Here is a 2,016-nt window from a genome sequence, read left to right on the forward strand (position 1 = left end):
CACCCGGTCCGCGCGCTCGTGGCGATCTCGGCGGGCAGGGCGGCGTACGCCACCTGGAAGAACGCGAACGCGGTCGCCGTCAGCAGGAAGCCCGCGGCGGCCCACAGCGCCCCCGCCGACCCGTGCGCGGCCCCCGCGAACATCAGGGCGAAGGCGGCGGCCACACCGAGGCCCCCGCCCAGGACGTGGCCCCGCCGCGGGCCCCACCGGCCGCGGGTCCGGTCGCTGATCCGCCCCGCGTACGGGGTGAGCAGCACGTCCCAGACCTTGGGCACCAGGACGACGGCCCCCGCCACGGCGGCGCCGACGCCCAGGGTGTCGGTGAGGTAGGGCAGCAGGAGCAGACCGGGCAGCGTGTTGAAGGCTCCGGTGACCAGGGAGCCGGAGGCGTAACCGAGACGTGTACGGGCGGACATGCCCCGATCGTCACCGCGCCGGGCCGGCCCCACCAGTCGGTGCTTCTCCCCTTTTCCGCAGGTCGCGGCGGTCCCCGGGCGGCCGCCCCGGACGGCCCGTCAGGGAACACCCCGACACCCGGTGCCCGCCCCGCGGGTGGCCCTCCGCAGTAACTGACATGCAGGTAGTGACGGTCCGGCGGCTCTGTGCGCGGGGACGCGGGTCGGCGAGGCTGCCGGAGGGGGAACGCGCACACGAGGGGGGATCACGTTGCCTGACCAGCAACAGCCTTTGACAGCGGCCCGGACGAGGGACCTCGCGGTCCTCCACCGCGAGCTGCGGTCGGCCGGTGAGGGGCCCCGGTTCGTCCGGTTGACCGGCGAGCCGTGGAGCGGGAAGAGCCGGCTGCTGCGGCACATGGCCGCCGCCGCGCACGAGGAGGGGTGGACGGTGGCGTCCGGGCGGATGCCCAGGGCGGGCCGGACCCGGCCCTTCGAGGTGGTGGCCGACGCCCTGGACGACCATCTGGCCCGCGCCGACGGCACGTTGTTCGAGCGGCTCGGCGAGGCGCGCACGCTCGCGCTCGCGCCCGTCTTCCCCGCCCTCGCCACCCTGCCGGGAGCCGGGGAGGAGCCCGACCCCGGCGCGGTGGCCCGTGCCCTGCGCGTCCTGCTGGGGCTGCTGGGGGAGCGCGGGACCCTGTTCGTCCTGGACGACGTGCACCGGGCCGGCCCCGAGGTCCTCGACCTGCTCGACCACCTCGTCCGGCACCCCCCGACGGGCTCCGTGCTGACCGTCTTCGCGCACCGCTCCGTGCCGGGGGGCCGCCACCTGGCGGCCGTCCCGTACGACGCGCCCGGGGTGCGCCACCTCGCCCTGCGCCCGCTGCCCCCGGCAGACGCCCGCGCCCTGCTGCCGCCCGGGACGCCGCCGCTCGCGGCCGAGCTGGTGCTGCGCGACGCGGCCGGGGTGCCGGGGCTGGTGCACGCCCTGGCCCGGGGCGCCGCGCCCGGCCCGTCCTTCCACGCGACGGCCGAACTGGCCACGGGCGTACCGCCGGTGCTCGTGCCCGACTCGATCGACCTGCACACGCTGTCGTCGCTCGGCTGGCGCTGCGCGTGCGCCGCCGCCCTGCTCGGCGACCCGTTCACCGCGGACGCGCTCGCCCCCACCGTGGGCGTGCCGCTGGAGCAGGCGCTGGCCGGGCTGGACGAACTGCACGGCGAGGGACTGGTCCGGCCCGACGGTGCGACCGGCACGCGGTTCCGCTTCGTCCGTCCGGCGGTACGGGCGCTGGTCCACCACGCCTCGGGGGCCGGCTGGCGCAGTGCGGCACTGGGGCGCGCCCTGGCCGCGCTGCGGGCGGAGGCCGGTACGCCGGCCGGTCCGCAGGACGGCCCGCACGACGACGACGCCGGGGCCGCCGCGGCCCGCCGGACGCTGGCCGCGCACCTCGAACACGCCGCCGGAATCGGCCTGGAGGACGTCCGGGCCCTGGCGCTGAGTGCCCGCGAGGGCCTGTACACCCGGCCCGCGCGCTCCGCCGCCGCCCTGCGCCGGGGTGATGGCCACGGGCCCGGTACCGGGTGGAGGTCCGCCTGCTGCTCAACAAGGCGCTGG

At 78.0% G+C, this 2,016-nt stretch carries 2 protein-coding genes; one reads left to right on the top strand and one right to left on the bottom strand.

What is annotated here, in order from left to right:
• Window positions 1–416: MFS transporter (locus SSNG_RS36980; RefSeq protein ID WP_042804876.1), on the bottom strand; the 416-nt coding region annotated here is incomplete at its 3' end.
• A 271-nt stretch (window positions 417–687) separates the two neighbouring features.
• Between SSNG_RS36980 and SSNG_RS42815 the strand changes: the two genes are divergently transcribed.
• On the top strand, window positions 688–2,016 hold a 1,329-nt coding region (locus SSNG_RS42815), incomplete at its 3' end, for an ATP-binding protein (protein WP_165365100.1).

This window comes from Streptomyces sp. C (assembly GCF_000158895.1).
GTDB classification, from domain to species: domain Bacteria; phylum Actinomycetota; class Actinomycetes; order Streptomycetales; family Streptomycetaceae; genus Streptomyces; species Streptomyces racemochromogenes.